Below are 15864 nucleotides of genomic sequence, written 5' to 3' on the forward strand. Positions count from 1 at the left end.
GGACGCCCCCACCCCGACGAGCGGGTTCCCGAAGAGAAGTCGACCGAGCTTGCGAAACGAGAAAAAAAACTTCGCTTTTTACTTGCATTTGAACTTAGAAAGCGCTCAAATATTCCCTATTCTGACTTCATATGACGAGCTTGCTAACTATCTCTCTCCCTTTCTGGATGCTTGGGAGGGTGGCGCGCAAGACCAGTTACAGGGGCAGATAGCATCAGCAAAGATTCCTTTGTCAAGAATGATTTCACCAGCATTGTATTGGGTGATGACGGGCGATGACTTCTCTCTAGACATCAATAACCCAAATGAGCCGAAAGTGCTTGTAGTAGGGAACAACCCCGACCGACAAAACATCTATTCGGCTGCTCTTGGACTCTACAATAGCCGCATTGTGAAGCTTATCAATAAGAAGCATCAACTTAAAAGCTCGGTGATTATAGATGAGCTACCGACCATCTACTTCCGTGGTCTTGATAATCTGATTGCTACAGCTCGTAGTAACAAGGTCGCTGTGTGCTTAGGCTTTCAGGACTTCTCGCAGCTGACCCGAGATTATGGGGATAAGGAGAGTAAGGTGATACAGAACACCGTGGGTAATGTTTTTAGCGGGCAAGTTGTAGGTGAAACGGCTAAGACGCTTTCCGAGCGTTTCGGTAAGGTTCTACAACAACGGCAGTCTATGACCATCAACCGTAATGACAAGTCCACATCTATATCTACGCAGATGGATAGCTTGATTCCCGCAAGTAAGATTAGTAACCTTACACAAGGTATGTTTGTTGGAGCTGTCTCAGACAATTTCGATGAGCGCATCGACCAGAAGATTTTTCATGCGGAGATAGTCGTGGACTCTACCAAAATTTCCGCTGAAATGAAAACATACCAGCCTATACCTATGATAGTGGACTTCAAAAATAAAGATGGCTCCGATAATCTCAAAGAGACTATTGAAGCCAACTATCGTAAGGTAAAGCAAGAAATACTCTTGCTGGTTGATTCAGAAATGGAAAGGGTTAAAAACGACCCATTACTTTCTCATTTGATCAAACAGTAATCTTCAATAAAGTTTTTAATGAGAAAAGATTATATTACAGCATAGAAAAATATCATCCATGTTGAACTACAATAAAAAACAAAAAAGACTTTTCCCAAAAATAGACGCTTAGGACTTTTCTCCTGATATTCATCAACAAGATGGGATATTCTTGACTTCCTGAAATAGCATCTATACATGTATGTTACTATTGGCATGATTATTATGACAGACCATACCCATGAAAGTAAATCGTTTCTGCTTTTTATGGGTAGATGTTGTAATATATTTAATCCTATATGCTGTTCTGCGATATAAACTATAGTAAGTATATTTACAAATAATAAGACAGAAACAATTAAGGCTGAGTCTATGCGAGTATCTGCAGATTTTCCGTAGCTCTTGTTTTTTGATAAAAAATAATATGTCCAATATGCAATCTCTTTTAATAGCATAATCTTATCTCCTTGATTTTGATGCAGGACCAATGAAAGTTTGTCTGGGGCTAAATTTGGTATTCTTCTATCTCTCCCTGCTCATTGTGCCTCTGACTTGGTGTCCACTCGTGCAGGGGCACGTTGCCGTTCCACAGCCAGCAGGTGATGCCAATGGCATCCTTGCTCAGTCTTCTTCCGAGTGCGTCATAGGTGAACAGGGCATCAAAGGCAAAATCTCCCCCTCCGGGAGGTCTGACCTCCTTCAGCGTTCCGTTCTGGTTCCAGATATACCGCCAGCGTTCGGACTTGCTGTCCCACCATTTAGAGAACTATAAACGTGGGCAAACATCTTAAACATTACAATTCTTCGATATCCATATTAGCCAAGACTTCACAGTCGCAATATCCACCATATTCTTTTAACCAACTAACGGTTCCTTCTATATCCCTACGACCTATTTTACGCAAAAAATCGATAGTAATTGACAAATCGCCCTTACAAGGTCGGAATGTCATTTGACTATCAATATAATCCAATAGTTCTAATAAACATTCATTTGATAAACACATAATTAATCCTTACGTATTAAATTTAAAAAATTCTGTGCTGAGATTACTTTCCCTCGCTTATATTCCATTGTAGCAACTAAAATATTGTAGTTACCTGCAAGAAGTTTAGGATACAGTTCTTTTTCAAACTCTTCAACTGATATAGAGACAACTTTTTCATTACTCCATTCTTTTGTTAAATTGTAATATGCAAAATTTTCATCGCTCCACACTAAAAGTTCTGGTATATCATTAATGCCAATATTCATCGAAAATTTACCACTTTTTCGTTTAAAACTCCATATTGTTTGATTCTCTTTGATACGGCTTATCGTATAAGAGAATCGTTTTCCATAAGGGAGGTTCATAAATTCTTCAATATTCAATCCATTCATAATTCTCCAATATTTTTATTCTTTATTCCATATCCATCGTACTTATGCTGCAACCTATGATTACTAGTGTAGTTCAGATGAGAATATCGGTAATCATACCCTTTTGCAGACTCCATACCTCAATAATGCGCCAAATCATATCCTTTGGGGTTACGGATATATTTCTTTATTCTACCATTTTTATTTTTTATGTTTTCTATTGATGGCATTAATCTCTTGTCTAATCCACCCTTTAACATGCTTGGGAAGTTTGTCGTCATTCAGAAGGCTCTTCAATCTTTCTTGTCGCCCTTTTCTTCCTGGGGAATATGATAATCCCAATAAATCTAAACATCCATTCGTATCACTTACATATGAGAACAAAGCTATCGTCCCACTCGCAAAGCGGATGGGATCTTCAGATATATACCTACCCATTTGAGGGTCATAATATCTGAACTTGTTGTATGCCAGTTTGATTTCTTCGTCATAGTACTGTCCTTGGAAAAGGAACGGTATCTTGATGTAATCCTTGTAGGAAGTATAAAGCATGGACCGCACCTCGATGACCTTCCCGTTCATGTCAAGCCTGCGGTACCACACTTCCTCGCCCTGCTCGTTGTATGCCTCCACGGGCGTACCCAGATGGTCGGTCACTATGGAGTATGCCTTGCCGTCCTGGAACAGAGCCAAGGGCACGAAACTCTCCTCCTCAAAGAGCCATGTCCTGAGGTTTTTTTGGTTTTCTTCTATCTCTCCCTGCTCATTGCATATCTGCTTTGACATACCTCAATATGATACCTCATAATTTTGAAGATTCCATTTTTTATCTGTGAGAATATATTTTGCTGAAAGTTTAGTACCTTCTTCGACCGTCCATACTAAATCTTGAACTTTTTGCCCTTCCTCATTTTCAGAGAATACTTTTTGTTTAGGATTTCCAAACAACTCCATTGCCCGCTCATAAGATACGGTTTCTATAATCGATAGTTTTAATTTGCCATCTTCAGCAGGTAACCAAAGATTTTCAATTAAGAATAAACGCATATCCTCTATCAAATCTCCTATAAAAGGCTGCAAAGAAGGTAGTTTGTACTTATACTTCTTAATGTTCTCTGCAAAGAATGGGAAAAAGTGTCTGCCCATAGTCGCCCGCTGCATAGATACATTTTTCTTATACGGTCTAAATTCATCTTCGGGCATTATCAAGTCCATGCCAAGATAATTGCTGTCTTTCTCAAATCTAACTTTTGACCTAATCCCTCTTGTAGTGTACAATACCCTAAAACAAAAAACAAAGTCAAAATCCATTTGTTTGTATTTTGTTTCTACGATTGAGGAAAATGCGCGAAGCTCATCGCATATTTCGCTTACTTTTAAATAGCTAGGAGTGTCGAATGTGATTCTAGCTTTACACATAGCGTTTAGGTACGTTTGATAACGTGTTCATTACTCCGCTCCTCCACGGGCAACCACATGTTGTCGTAGCGGAAACTGACTATAGCGTGTTCATTTCTGGCTTCCGCCAGTGCCATGCCCGCCTTCATGCCCGTATCCACGGCGCTCACGTCCGCAGAGATGCCCTGTGAGGCGTTGGCGGAGGAATTGCCGGCAACACCCTCAAACGAGGAGCCCACACTCAGGGACAACTGGGTGCTGTCGCTTTCAAAGTAACCGTGGGAGGTGGAAGGCGAAGACATAGGCGGATTATTTATAATGGTAGTACAGGTAAACTAAGGCAAGAAGCAGGAGGACGGCGAGGACACCCTTCATGAACCGGACGGCATTCCTGCCAAACAGGTCAATCCACATTTGCGTAAAGTCGCTGTTCCCGCTCGGCAGCAGCGTCCATTTCCAGTCAAAAATCAACCCTATGAGATACAGGATTACAAGGAGGATTGCCACGAGAAGCCCGTATTGCGGATGTTCCCGGAGGTAGGCAAACAACTTGCCGAAAAAATCATTCAATTGTTCCATAATCTGACGGGATTTGTGGAGGGGTTTTCATTTGTTGCTGGTACATTGACGTTCCCTGAAAATGGTTGACTTATTTTTTGCTGAAACTGATTTCGGTTGACATCGTTTTCGTCGTCATACTAGAATGAGTTGTCTTGACTTTTCAAAGATACTGATTTTAGTTGACTCTGGTAGTTTGGGGTAGTTTGTCGTGGTATACCCCGGGCTTGTTTTTTTTCTTTTTCATCACCACCTTTCCTTATAATTCCCTGAGATTTAGGAGAGGTCATTTTAGCTTATATATTTGCTGTCTGAAAGGTATTATTCAAATCAAACAGAGTGATTTATGGAAGCAAATAGCAATGACAATTACGTGCTGGTCTTAGAGGATCGCACCGAGGTAAAGAACCAGCATGAAGCGGGAAAACTCACCATCGTTTCGGGGATTGATGATAAGGGCAAGCTCAAAACGACTGAGCCTCTTGAAGCCAACCAAGCGGCATTTCTAAAGTTCAACAGCAAGGATGGACTACTGAAGAACTTTATGACCAACTTCCTCAAGCAGTTCAACAACCCCTCCCATTTCGGGCTATACAAGGTGGTGGCGAACAATGTGGAGCAAGGCGTAGATAACCTGCGTACTCTGCTTCAAAGCCGTGAGACTCCTGAAAGCAGACAGCAGTTGGCAGAGGTCGGTGTACCCTTTGAAGACTATCTACCACAGCAGAAGAAGAGCACAGCCATTGATGCAGAAAAGGTAGACTGGAAGATGCTCGACAGTCTCGGACTCTCTCGTGAGCGGTTAGAGCAGAGTGGTGAGCTAGAGAAGATGCTCAATTGGCAGAAGAGCAACCTCGTGACCATAGCCATCCCCATAGGAGATACAACTATCTACACAGAGGCTCGCCTTGCCTTCCGCACAGATAATGAGGGCAATATCGGGTTAGCCATACACGCTATGCGTAAAGAGCCACAACTCGATTACCCCTATATGGGCTACAAGTTCTCACCCGAGGAAAAAGAGCAACTGCTCACGACAGGCAACCTTGGCAAGACCATCGAGGTAACACCCAAGAGCGGAGAGCCTTTTGCAGCCTACGTCTCCATCGACCCGCAGACCAATGAGATTATCGCCTTGCGTGCCGACCATGTAAGCATTCCTCAAGAGATCAAAGGCGTCACGCTCTCTGATCAACAATACAAAGATCTAGTGGAGGGCAAAGCGGTGAAAGTAGAAGGTATGACCGCTAAGAGTGGCAAGTCTTTCGATGCTACGCTTCAGGTCAATGCAGAGAAGAAAGGCATTGAGTTCATCTTCGGAGAGAACAAGAGTCTCAAAGAGCGTCAGGAACAGCGACAAGATCGTCAACAAGACAAGGCACCTCGCAAGCTTTGTGGTCTAGAGTTGTCAGAGAAGCAACGAGAAGCCTTAGACAACGGTCGCACACTTTATCTCAAAAATATGATCGATAAAGAGGGGCAACCCTTCAATGCCTATGTCCGTATGGACAAAGAGCAGAACCGCCCACGCTTCTACAAGTGGAACCCTGACAAGAAGCAAGGGACGGGAAAGGTCGAAGCCGTGGCGGAAGAGCACAAGACGCAAGTAGCCGTAAATAATCACGGCAAGACCAACGAAGCTACCAAGCAGGTGAAAGAGCCTCTGAAAAAGGGGCAAACAGAGCCCACTGCTGAACAAAAGCAGAAGCAGGACGAGAACAAGCAGAAGAAGTCCCGAGGACGTAAGATGTAACCCATAATCCTTTCAAAGACTATGACAACATGTATTATTGCTGAGAAACCCTCAGTAGCACGAGATATAGCCCGAATCGTTGGAGCGACAACAAAGCAAGACGGTTATTTAGCGGGAAACGGTTACCTCGTCACGTGGGCTATGGGACACCTCATTACACTTGCCATGCCCGAAGCTTATGGCTATTCTAAATACAAAGCAGAAGAGTTGCCCATTTGCCCCAATCCCTTCCAGCTCATTGTCCGACAAGTGCGTAAGGACAAAGAGTACCACGAAGACCCTGCAGCACTCAAGCAGCTCAAGGCAATAGGCTCCTGCTTTAATCAGGCAGATCGTATTATTGTGGCAACAGATGCTGGAAGAGAGGGCGAGCTCATCTTTCGCTGGATTTACAGACACTTAAACAGTCACAAGCCATTTGATCGCCTATGGATCTCCTCTCTTACTGACAAAGCTATCCGAGAGGGTCTAGCGAATATCAAGCCCGGGAGTCATTATGACCATCTCTACTACGCAGCCCAAGCACGAGCAGAAGCTGACTGGTTGATGGGAATCAATGCCAGCCGAGCACTCTCCATTGCTTACCGTGGAGGCTACTCACTAGGACGAGTGCAGACCCCAACTTTGGCCATGGTGTGTCATCGCTATATGGAGCATAGAGACTTTACCTCTGTTCCTTATTGGAAACTCACTGCGACGATAGAGGACGAGGGCTTATCCATCAAAGCTGTGAGCCTACAGAACTTTGATAATGAAGCTGCTGCCCAAACTGCGCTCACTTCATTACGCAGTCTCGGCTCGCTTACGGTCACAGAGGTCACAAGAAAGGTAACGCATACAGCTCCACCCCTCTTGTATGACCTGACCGCTCTGCAAAAGGAGGCTAATGTACGTCACGGCTTCTCTGCAGATAAGACCCTCACCCTCGCACAGTCGCTTTATGAGAAGAAGTTCACTACCTATCCCCGTACGGGTAGCCGATATATCAGTGAAGATGTTTTTGAGGAAGTTCCCGACCTCCTTCGCAAGATTGGCACACCATTACCCCAAGAGCTGAACCGCCACTCCGTAGATGACAGCAAAGTTACCGACCACCATGCCATTATCCCCACGGGAGAAACCGCATCGGTATTGTCGGTAGATGAGACCACGCTTTATCAAATGATTGTTACCCGCTTCGCAGAAGCCTTCTCGGCGCACTCTGAAGAGGAGCGTATGCAGGTAGTACTCAAGGACGAGACCAACAGCTATGTCTGGAAAGCGTGCCGTCAAGTCTCTTTGGGTTGGAAATCTGTGCAGAGTGCTACTCCTCAAGAGCATAAAGAGAGCGAGGAGGACGAGCCGATTTTGTCCTCTTTGCCCAACTTGACCGAGGGGCAAACTTTACCCCTGCAACAAGCAGACATAATCGAGCAAAAGAGCAAGCCTAAGCCACTCTATACAGAAGCGACCCTGCTCTCTGCTATGGAGCATGCAGGCAAGGAGGTAGAGGATATCGCAAGTAAAAAGGCTTTGGCAGAGTGTGGCATAGGCACTCCTGCCACACGAGCCAACATCATTGAGACACTCATCCTACGTGACTATATCCGTAGGGAGAAGAAGAGCATAGTCCCGACGGAGAAAGGATTAGCCGTCTATGAAATCGTTAAAGATAAACGCATTGCCAATGCGGAGATGACCGGAGCATGGGAGGTGGCGCTAGCAGCAATCGAGGCAGGAAGTATGGATGCTGGTAAGTTTGCACAAGGCATCAACTCCTACGTTTCCACCATTTGTGAAGAATTGCTCTCACTCGCACCTGCATCTAGGCAACAAAGGTATCCCACATATCACTGCCCTAAGTGTGGTCGTGAGAGTGTGGGGATCTATGCCAAGGTAGCGAGATGCAAGAATGATGATTGTGATTTCCACATATTCCGTGAAGTATGTGGTACGTATCTCTCCGATGAGAACATTCGCGACCTCATAACCAAGGGGCGTACCCCAATCTTGAAAGGTTTGACGAGCAAGGCTGGTAAGAAGTTCAATGCCCGATTGGTTCTACAAGAGGATGGTTCGACCAAATTTGAATTCGAGCAAAAGAGGAAGAAGTAATAGTCCGCACAAGCGACATAGCTCAGTGCCACAACTATCTCTCAGGACATTTTCCACATGTTCTATCGTAGTTAATAGGAAGCCACTTGGGGAGCCTTTGTGGTTTCTTAGCGGAGCGATGTAGTGCCAATACGCTTTGGCACTGTAGTCCCATCGGGGAGAAACTCGAGTGCCAACCCCTATTGGCACTACAGTTTCATACGTAGGAAACTCTAGTTTTATAGGGGAGAAACTGCAGTTTCATGGGGAAGAAACTCCCGTGCCAAGCCTATGGGAAACTTTTCCCATACGGATGAAACTGTGGCGTGACGGGGGTGAACAACAGTTCCACTCAGACGAGACTCCACCAATTCACGTGAGGAACAAAAACATCAAGTAATCGTACTTCCATTCTTGTGGGAGGTATCTCAACCCATTTCGTGGGATTGACTTCCTCCCTCCATGGCTAACAACTATCATCAACAAACAGAGTACCTCTATGGCATACAACAAGAAAGCAGTTTTGGCAGCAAATGCAGAAGCAATCCGTGTGGTGCTACGATTAGAAAAAGAGCATCGTCCAGCTACCGAAGCAGAGAAACGCATCTTGCGTGGCTACCAAGGCTTCGGAGGTCTGAAGTGTGTATTGAACCGCACAGACACGCCAGCGGACATCCGCTATTGGAGTAAGTCGGAGGAAGAACTCTTTGCTCCGACACAGCAGTTCAAGCAGATGATCTATCGGGAAGCGGTCGATGCTCACACCGCCAAGCGGTACTGGGAGAGCATCAAGGCAAGCGTGCTCACCTCATTCTATACAGATAGACGTATCGTCTCTGCTATTTCAGATGCTCTAGCAACAAGTGGTGTGACGCTCAAACGGTGCCTCGACCCCTCCTCGGGGATGGGGGCTTTTGCCGAAACATTTGCCAAGCAGGTGGGCCTTGTTGATGCCTTGGAGAAAGATCTGCTCACGGCTCGCATCAGTCAAGCGTTGCACCCATATGGCGAGGGCAACATCTTCGTGCGAAATGAACCCTTTGAAGCGATAGCACCCCTAGAAGAAACGGAGAAGTATGACCTTGTAACCAGCAACATCCCCTTTGGAGACTTTATGGTCTATGACCGTGAGTATAGTAGGGGGAATGATCTCTTCAAAAAGGAGTCAACACGAGCCATTCACAATTACTTCTTCGTAAAGGGCTTGGACTGTACTAGAGAGGGAGGTCTCGTTGCATTTATCACTTCACAAGGCGTACTCGATGCAGCTCTAAATGAGCCAATCTGACGCTATTTGATGCAAAACAGCCGACTCATCTCTGCTATCCGTCTGCCATCAGGTATGTTTAGCGAGCAGGCAGGAACTGAAGTCGGAAGCGACTTGATTGTCTTGCAAAAGCAATCGGGCAAGGAGATTGGCGAGGAGCTGGAGAAGCAGTTTGTTCAGACAGTCGCTGTACCCAAGGGGGATGGTTTTACTATGGCGTTCAACCATAACTCACTTTTCGAGGGCTCGTGGAATGATGTGGCGCCTCGCACCATAGCCACCAGTCGTGAGCTGGGAAGAGACCCTTACGGCAAGCCAACTTGGGAATATCGCTTTGAGGGAACTATGGAGGAACTAGCTGAGAGCCTCCGAATACAGCTCACACAAGATGTGGCAGCACGTTTTGACCGCAAGCTCTATGAAACGGGTATAGCGATGAGCGAAGAAGGAGAGTGACATCATCTCAGCTCTAGAGGGACGTATCTACTACAATCCAGAAGTAGATGGTTACGAGGTGGCAGACAAGTTTATCTCAGGCAATGTGATAGAGAAGAGCGAGCAGATTGAGTCGTGGCTACTAGAGCATCCCGATCATGAAGAAGCACAGCAAAGCTTAGCTGCCCTACGGGCTGCCACACCTACACCGATACCCTTTGCTGAGCTTGACTTCAACCTTGGGGAGCGGTGGATACCAGCTAAAGTCTATAGAGCATTTGCCTCAGAATTCTTTGAGACAGAGATCACCGTCACCTATCAGAGTACGATGGATGAATATGTTTTGCAATGTGATAGACGCAATGGCAACATTTGGCATAAGTATGCTGTGCAGGGAGAGTTCAGACGCTATGATGGACTTAATCTCTTAAAGCATGCTTTGCACAATACCATCCCCGATATCAATAAAAACAAAGAGGTACGAGATCTAGAGGCAGGCGAAACGAAAACTATCAAAGTGCGTGATGGGCATGCGATACAGATGGCTAATGCTAAGATAGAGGAGATACGTCAGGGCTTTGTAGATTGGCTAGGCAGAACGCTAGAGAGCTTTAAGCAACAACTATCCGACAGATATAATAAGCTATTCAACTGCTTCGTACGTCCCAACTTTGACGGTGCGCATCAATCCTTTCCCGATCTAAATCTGAAAGGGCTAGGTATCACTGACCTCTATAAGAGTCAGAAGGATGCCGTATGGATGCTCAACGCCAATGGCGGGGGTATTTGTGACCATGAGGTAGGGGCTGGTAAGACCCTCATCATGTGTACAGCAGCCTATGAGATGAAACGCTTGGGCTTAGCAAACAAGCCGATGATTATCGGACTAAAGGCAAATGTCTTTGACATTGCCGACACTTTTAGAAAGGCTTATCCCAATGCTAGAGTGCTATATCCCGGCAAGAACGACTTCAATAAGCAAAACCGCCAACGCATCTTTAACGACATCAAGAACAATGATTGGGATTGCATCATATTGACCCATGAGCAGTTTGGGATGATACCTCAAGCTCTAGAGATACAAGAGGCAATCTTGCAAAAGGAGAAAGACTCTATAGAGGAAAACCTAGAAGTCCTTCGTCAGCAAGGTGCAGACATTTCCCGAGCGATGCTCAAGGGATTGGAGAGGCGAAAGCAGACCCTCGAAGCCAAACTACAAGGCATTCAAGATAGTATTGCCGAGCGTAAGGATAATGCTGTGGACTTCAAAATGATGGGCATTGATCACCTCTTTGTGGACGAGAGTCATCAGTTTAAGAATCTGATGTTCAACACCCGTCACGACCGAGTCTCTGGCTTAGGTAACCCAGAGGGTTCACAGCGTGCACTCAATATGCTTTTTGCCATACGTACCATTCAGGAGCGGTCGGGTAAAGACTTAGGAGCTACTTTCCTTAGTGGCACGACCATCAGCAACTCTCTCACAGAGCTCTATCTGCTCTTCAAGTACCTACGTCCTCAAGCACTCGAAAAGCAAGGCATCAATAGCTTTGATGCTTGGGCTGCTGTCTTTGCAAAGAAGTCTACCGATTACGAGTTCTCCATCACCAATGACATCATACAGAAGGAACGCTTCAGGACCTTCATCAAAGTGCCAGAGCTGGCAGCCTTTTATGCGGAAGTATGGGAGTAGAAAGCAGAAAATGGCATAAAACTCATATCTGACTGAAATACAGCGGATATTGCTTGTTTCTTCTTAGGGTTGCATCATAGGAAACAGGCAGAAAAGGGAGCGAAAAGGAGGGAGTTCAGTTACCAAATCGTTCGAAAAACGATGAAAGGAAAAGGACGGCTGAAAGTGGTAACTAAAACGGAGTTTTCTCTTTCATTATCAATGTTTTGCATCGTTCAAAGTTCCTCAAAGAAGTGTAATTTTGCAAGTAAAAAACAATGGAAAAAGAAAAATTCAAGCTGCTTTTCTACCTCAAGAGAGGTACGCAGGACAAAAACGGAAAAAGTCCCATCATGGGACGCATCAGCGCAGGACGCTCTATGGTACAGTTCAGTTGCAAATGCTCGTGTACTCCTCGTTTGTGGGACAGTCGCAAAAACCGACTGCTGGGCAAGAGTGCCGAAGCCGTATCGGTAAACAAGGAACTTGACCGCCTTCAGGTGAGCATACACAAGGTTTATGAGTCTCTTTCGGGTAAATCCGATGCTCCCATCACGGCAGAGCGAGTACGGGAGCTTGTATTCGGACTGAACAGTGAGTCACAAGGACTGCTGCATCATACAGACGAGTATATCGACCGCTTCCGTGAGCGTGTGGGCATAGACCGCAGCGAACGCAGACTAAAATGCCTGTTGCTCTTTCACAAGCATCTGGCAAACTTCGTCAGGTATCGCTACCGTGTGGAGGATATTCCCGTGCAGAAAGCCGACATCGCCTTTATCAAAGACTTGGAGGACTACTTCGCCAAAGAAAAGGGATTCAAGCTCAACACTTCGGCTGGCTATCTCTCCATGCTGGCTTCCTTGCTCAAAGACCTGCATAAACGGCACATCATTGACACCTATCCCTTCATCAACCATTCCATTCGTTGGGAAGTGGGTACTCCACGTTACATCACAAGGGAGGAGGTAGGTCTTATCGCAGCCTTGGGAGAAGATAAATTGCAAGGCTATGAAAAAGTGTCGAGGGATATGTTCCTTTTCTCCTGCCTGACGGGGCTTTCCTATACCGACGTGTATCACTTGACGGAGCAGCACGTCTTTCACGAAGCGGGAATGACTTGGATACGCAAGCCGAGAATAAAGACGGGCAACGTGTGCCACATCCCCCTACTTCCCGAAGCCACTGCCATTATCGAGCGTTATCGGGGCATTCACACGAGGGCTTTCCGACACGAACCGCCCAAGGGGTATCTGCTGCCCATACCCGGATGCGACACGGTAAACATACACCTCAAAAAGATAGCACGGCTTTGCGGTATTCAGAAAACGCTGACCTATCACATGGCACGGCATACCTTCGCATCTCAGATGACACTGTCGGAGGGCGTGTCCATTGAGAGCGTTTCCAAAATGCTCGGACACAGTCAAATCAAAACCACGCAAGTGTATGCGGAGACATCTCCCGAGCGTGTCTTTCTGGACATAGAGAAAATACTTCCACAACTCGCACATTATCAACTGACCAACTAAAACCGCAGAACAATGAAAAGTACATTTGCCATACTATTCTACATAGATAGAAGCAAGACCAATGAAGACGGACTATGCGTAATCCGTTGCCGTATCACCTGTAATGGAACGTCCTCATCGTTTTCCACGCAGTTGCAAACTTCCCCCGACGAGTGGCTTGCCCGAAAAGGGTGCATCAAGGCGACAACAGGTAATTCAAGCGGCATCAATCTGCAACTGAACTCAATAGAAGAGTGCTTGCATTCACTCTATGAACGTACATTAAGGGAAGAAAACTATATCACGGCGGAATACCTCAAGGAGCGTTATATGCAGCAAAGTCGCCCCATGCCAACACTTACGGAGCTATATCAATCCGTTTGTGAATACAAGGAGGAATTGCAGGGCAGAACATTAAGCAAGGCAACTGTCAGGGCTTTTAAGGACAGCTACAAGAGTTTTGTTCATTTCCTGCAAGTAAGGGACAGGGCAGACTGTATGCCCACAGAGGTGGACAAGACTTTGCTTGAGGACTATCGCCTTTTTATGCTTCGGGACTTGGGAAACAAGGAAAGCAGTGTCGGCAACCGCCTACGCCACTTGCATCAGGTCATTCGCAAGGCATTGCAGGAGCGATACGTTCGTGAAGACCCTTTTGAACTCATAGACATAGAAACGCCTACCTACGAGCGCAATGCACTTACGGCGGACGACCTGCAAAAACTCTTGGCTTACCGTCCGCACCGCTCGACAGATAACCATTGCAGACTTATTTTCCTCTTGGGATGTTTCACGGGGCTGGCATTCTCAGACTTAAAGAAACTCCGAATGGACGATGTTTATACATTCGGGGATGGGCGTAGGTACATATCGCTCTGTCGAACAAAGACACAGAACAGAAGTATTGTCCCGTTGCTGCCCGTTGCCGAGAAAATACTCGCCATTGTGAGCCACGGACGAAGGGAGGGGCTTTTCTTTCGAGAGTTTCCCAGCAACAGTAATTTCAATAGAACTATTCAGGAGATATGTATTAAGGCAGGACTGCCACCGCATACTCAAGCGACCTCGCACACCGCACGGCACACCTTTGCCACGACCATCTGTCTGGAGAACGGACTTCCGATAGAGACGGTGAGCAAGATGCTGGGGCATCGCTTCATCTCCACGACCGAGATTTATGCACGGGTGACCAAGAGCAAGATTGCCAAGGAAATGCAACCCCTGATGGGTAGTGAGCATACAAGGGTACTGCGTAAAGCCTTACGGCTGTGTCCGTCAAGAACACCGAAAAAGTCAAGTCCCATAATTGGGATGTAACAGCCGTAATGAATGATTCAAAAAAAAGAAGTCCAACTTTTTAACAAGAAAAACAATGAAACAGAAGAACAAAAAGGAACTTTCCTACTTCCGATTGAAGTTAAGAAGTTACATGAGTGAGCATCACCCCGAAAAGTTGCAAGATACGGAGTTTATCACTGCACGGGCAGATATGGCTCTCACAGTTTACTGCGATGCTGTAGCACAAGGCTTTACACACATTGAAGCGGAGAGCATGGCAAGCGAGGCATTGTATCAAGGCTTGCACTTTTCCAAGTACGATACGCTTATATCCGTGTTGGAAAACGAGTTTGAAAGGGAACTTCCTGCACCGCTCCCAGAGAAACTCGTACCTATACTGTTGTCGAACAAGGCTGTTCAAGCCACATTCGACAAGTTCGGTTTGACGGACACATTGGCTTCTGACGAGCAATACGGCCGTCTTTACACCGAACTGACAGGCACGATAGTGCTGCTCATCGAGAGCAACAATCTGCCAACGGTCAGACTGACGGAGGAAGCAAGCCTGAAGGCGTTGTAGGCAAAGGCGGCGCACGCAAAGTTCCTGATGCCGTTTCTTATCGTGCAAAGGTACAACGGCAGCCTGTCTGCCCTGACAAGGTCGAGTCCTGCGGATGGAGAGAAGAATCTCCACCGCAGGATTTCTCTGTTTCAAGGTGGTATTGCCATTTTCTATATCCATGCGGTCGTATTCATCTCTCCCAACCTTGCAGGGCTGGGCTGCCGTAGAGAGTATAGGCACGACAAGAATACGGCATACTCAGGCTCTTTGGACGCAAGGCGTAACAACTAACAACAGATAGGACTGACGATAATACGGACAATCTATTGTTTGTACAATTTGTTGTCATGACTATCTGTTGTCAAAACTATATATCGTCAAAATAATCTATCGATAAAACTATCTATCGACACTTCGACATCTCGATTTGTCGAACTATCGAATTATCGATAAAACAACAAGATAATAAAAGGAACGAGCCGGCACCTCATCTCATTACCGCAATAACACAGACGGATTTCCTTTGTTTTTCTATTGCTTTCTCTCTATTTCCCTGCTTATCCTCATTTCTTGCAGTGGTGCTTCCGAGGGGTTACTTTTGCACCCGAGAAGTACGGCAATGGACTGCATAACAGTTTGTTTGCTGAGTAACAATAAAGTAATCAAAACAAAATTAAGGCAATGAAACTCATTATCATCGACCGCAAAGCGTGGGAGCGACATCGCTCCGAATTTGCAGACTTTATCCATCGTGTGGAAAAACTCATCGGTAATCCTCCCAAGACCGAGCAATGGCTCGACAACGAAGCCGTGTGCAAGCGTTTAGGCATCAGCAAGCGTACCCTACAATCATACCGAGATACGGGCAAAATCCCTTTCTCCATGATTGGACATAAGTGTTATTACAAACAGACCGACATCTGTGAAATGCTGAATGCAGTCAAGGATTGAAATCAAAGAATGA

At 45.9% G+C, this 15864-nt stretch carries 15 protein-coding genes and 1 pseudogene; 9 read left to right on the forward strand and 7 right to left on the reverse strand.

The window, feature by feature from the left end; all coding sequences use genetic code 11:
- On the forward strand, nt 1–1054 hold a 1054-nt coding region (locus PORUE0001_RS05720; RefSeq protein ID WP_232501422.1), incomplete at its 5' end, for a TraM recognition domain-containing protein.
- A 773-nt stretch (nt 1055–1827) separates the two neighbouring features.
- Here PORUE0001_RS05720 and PORUE0001_RS11125 read toward each other — a convergent pair.
- The 7 genes from PORUE0001_RS11125 to PORUE0001_RS05745 all read right to left on the reverse strand — a co-directional run bounded on the left by PORUE0001_RS11125 (nt 1828) and on the right by PORUE0001_RS05745 (nt 4370).
- Nucleotides 1828–2040: a DUF2695 domain-containing protein gene (locus PORUE0001_RS11125; protein ID WP_081454306.1), complete on the reverse strand. Its 213-nt coding sequence runs from the start codon at nt 2038–2040 to the stop codon at nt 1828–1830.
- Nucleotides 2041–2042: 2 nt separating this feature from the next.
- Nucleotides 2043–2414 carry a DUF2750 domain-containing protein gene (locus PORUE0001_RS05725; RefSeq protein ID WP_039865702.1) on the reverse strand — a complete coding sequence of 124 codons (372 nt, stop codon included), beginning with the start codon at nt 2412–2414 and terminating at the stop codon, nt 2043–2045.
- Nucleotides 2411–2530 carry a hypothetical protein gene (locus tag PORUE0001_RS11130; protein ID WP_157750196.1) on the reverse strand — a complete coding sequence of 40 codons (120 nt, stop codon included), beginning with the start codon at nt 2528–2530 and terminating at the stop codon, nt 2411–2413. Before PORUE0001_RS11130 ends, PORUE0001_RS05725 begins: the two co-directional genes overlap by 4 nt.
- Before the next feature lie 64 nt (nt 2531–2594).
- A complete protein-coding gene (locus tag PORUE0001_RS11095) occupies nt 2595–3179 on the reverse strand; it encodes an RHS repeat domain-containing protein (RefSeq protein WP_007441842.1) in 585 nt (194 codons plus the stop codon).
- Nucleotides 3180–3182: 3 nt separating this feature from the next.
- A complete protein-coding gene (locus PORUE0001_RS05735) occupies nt 3183–3812 on the reverse strand; it encodes a hypothetical protein (RefSeq protein ID WP_039865703.1) in 630 nt (209 codons plus the stop codon).
- Nucleotides 3813–3817: 5 nt separating this feature from the next.
- Nucleotides 3818–4093, reverse strand: coding sequence for a hypothetical protein (locus tag PORUE0001_RS05740; protein ID WP_039865704.1), 276 nt, complete (start codon nt 4091–4093; stop codon nt 3818–3820).
- 7 nt (nt 4094–4100) lie between these two features.
- A complete protein-coding gene (locus tag PORUE0001_RS05745; protein WP_039865705.1) occupies nt 4101–4370 on the reverse strand; it encodes an immunity 17 family protein in 270 nt (89 codons plus the stop codon).
- A gap of 325 nt (nt 4371–4695) precedes the next feature.
- On the opposite strand from PORUE0001_RS05745, the gene PORUE0001_RS05750 reads away from it, so the two are divergent.
- The 8 genes and pseudogenes from PORUE0001_RS05750 to PORUE0001_RS05780 all read left to right on the forward strand — a co-directional run bounded on the left by PORUE0001_RS05750 (nt 4696) and on the right by PORUE0001_RS05780 (nt 15851).
- Nucleotides 4696–6102, forward strand: a complete 1407-nt coding sequence (locus PORUE0001_RS05750) for a DUF4099 domain-containing protein (RefSeq protein WP_007441845.1) — start codon at nt 4696–4698, stop codon at nt 6100–6102.
- 21 nt (nt 6103–6123) lie between these two features.
- Complete coding sequence (topB, locus tag PORUE0001_RS05755) at nt 6124–8196, forward strand: type IA DNA topoisomerase (RefSeq protein ID WP_007365528.1); 2073 nt, start codon at nt 6124–6126, stop codon at nt 8194–8196.
- 478 nt (nt 8197–8674) lie between these two features.
- Nucleotides 8675–9889: pseudogene (locus PORUE0001_RS11135) on the forward strand (N-6 DNA methylase); the annotation flags it as partial.
- Between the two features lie 67 nt (nt 9890–9956).
- Nucleotides 9957–11570 carry a hypothetical protein gene (locus PORUE0001_RS11140; protein ID WP_007365535.1) on the forward strand — a complete coding sequence of 538 codons (1614 nt, stop codon included), beginning with the start codon at nt 9957–9959 and terminating at the stop codon, nt 11568–11570.
- A gap of 257 nt (nt 11571–11827) precedes the next feature.
- Complete coding sequence (locus PORUE0001_RS05765) at nt 11828–13081, forward strand: site-specific integrase (RefSeq protein ID WP_004359018.1); 1254 nt, start codon at nt 11828–11830, stop codon at nt 13079–13081.
- Nucleotides 13082–13093: 12 nt separating this feature from the next.
- Nucleotides 13094–14377: a site-specific integrase gene (locus tag PORUE0001_RS05770; RefSeq protein ID WP_004378883.1), complete on the forward strand. Its 1284-nt coding sequence runs from the start codon at nt 13094–13096 to the stop codon at nt 14375–14377.
- A gap of 55 nt (nt 14378–14432) precedes the next feature.
- Complete coding sequence (locus PORUE0001_RS05775; RefSeq protein WP_004359020.1) at nt 14433–14918, forward strand: DUF1896 domain-containing protein; 486 nt, start codon at nt 14433–14435, stop codon at nt 14916–14918.
- A gap of 663 nt (nt 14919–15581) precedes the next feature.
- On the forward strand, nt 15582–15851 hold the full coding sequence (locus PORUE0001_RS05780) for a helix-turn-helix domain-containing protein (protein WP_004359021.1): 270 nt from the start codon (nt 15582–15584) through the stop codon (nt 15849–15851).
- The last annotated feature ends 13 nt before the right edge of the window (nt 15852–15864 follow it).

It is taken from the genome of Porphyromonas uenonis 60-3 (genome assembly GCF_000174775.1).
GTDB classification, from domain to species: Bacteria; Bacteroidota; Bacteroidia; order Bacteroidales; family Porphyromonadaceae; genus Porphyromonas; species Porphyromonas uenonis_A.

Coding starts and splice junctions, on each gene's coding strand:
- PORUE0001_RS11125 (WP_081454306.1), bottom strand. CDS start 2,040: ATGTGTTTATCAAATGAATGTTTATTAGAACTATTGGATTATATTGAT.
- PORUE0001_RS05725 (WP_039865702.1), bottom strand. CDS start 2,414: ATGAATGGATTGAATATTGAAGAATTTATGAACCTCCCTTATGGAAAA.
- PORUE0001_RS11130 (WP_157750196.1), bottom strand. CDS start 2,530: ATGGAGTCTGCAAAAGGGTATGATTACCGATATTCTCATCTGAACTAC.
- PORUE0001_RS11095 (WP_007441842.1), bottom strand. CDS start 3,179: ATGTCAAAGCAGATATGCAATGAGCAGGGAGAGATAGAAGAAAACCAA.
- PORUE0001_RS05735 (WP_039865703.1), bottom strand. CDS start 3,812: ATGTGTAAAGCTAGAATCACATTCGACACTCCTAGCTATTTAAAAGTA.
- PORUE0001_RS05740 (WP_039865704.1), bottom strand. CDS start 4,093: ATGTCTTCGCCTTCCACCTCCCACGGTTACTTTGAAAGCGACAGCACC.
- PORUE0001_RS05745 (WP_039865705.1), bottom strand. CDS start 4,370: ATGGAACAATTGAATGATTTTTTCGGCAAGTTGTTTGCCTACCTCCGG.
- PORUE0001_RS05750 (WP_007441845.1), top strand. CDS start 4,696: ATGGAAGCAAATAGCAATGACAATTACGTGCTGGTCTTAGAGGATCGC.
- topB (WP_007365528.1), top strand. CDS start 6,124: ATGACAACATGTATTATTGCTGAGAAACCCTCAGTAGCACGAGATATA.
- PORUE0001_RS05765 (WP_004359018.1), top strand. CDS start 11,828: ATGGAAAAAGAAAAATTCAAGCTGCTTTTCTACCTCAAGAGAGGTACG.
- PORUE0001_RS05770 (WP_004378883.1), top strand. CDS start 13,094: ATGAAAAGTACATTTGCCATACTATTCTACATAGATAGAAGCAAGACC.
- PORUE0001_RS05775 (WP_004359020.1), top strand. CDS start 14,433: ATGAAACAGAAGAACAAAAAGGAACTTTCCTACTTCCGATTGAAGTTA.
- PORUE0001_RS05780 (WP_004359021.1), top strand. CDS start 15,582: ATGAAACTCATTATCATCGACCGCAAAGCGTGGGAGCGACATCGCTCC.